At 48.2% G+C, this 311-nt stretch carries 1 protein-coding gene; it reads right to left on the bottom strand.

The genetic code is table 11. The features are described 5' to 3' along the window. Positions 1-311 (bottom strand): hypothetical protein (locus DM444_RS00100; protein ID WP_162614874.1); only part of this gene is annotated, 311 nt, incomplete at both ends.

The following is a 311-nucleotide window of genomic DNA, read 5'->3' as shown; positions in this document are numbered from 1 at the left end:
TCTGCGTTAGCGCTGTTTTTCCAAGAATAGGCAACAGTTCCCACAGAGTTTGCTACAGTTCCCGCAGTCACAGTTCCGGTGCTTGCTCCGTAGCATGAAGCATCCGTTTTAGAGGAAGCCCCCAAAGCCAAAGCTGCAGAAGGCTGTCCAACAGTTACAGAATTTGTCTGAGACGAGCATGAATCTGTCACGGTTAAAGTATATGTTCCAGCTGGCAGATTAGAAACAGAAGCTGCTGTTCCGACTTCTGCGTTAGCGCTGTTTTTCCAAGAATAGGCAACGGTTCCAACAGAGTTTGTTACAGTTCCCGC

Origin of the sequence: Flavobacterium ginsenosidimutans (assembly GCF_003254625.1) — a bacterium.
Classification (GTDB): Bacteria; Bacteroidota; Bacteroidia; order Flavobacteriales; family Flavobacteriaceae; genus Flavobacterium; species Flavobacterium ginsenosidimutans.
The sequence above is the reverse complement of the archived record's forward strand: the minus strand, read 5'-3'. Positions and strand labels throughout refer to the sequence as shown.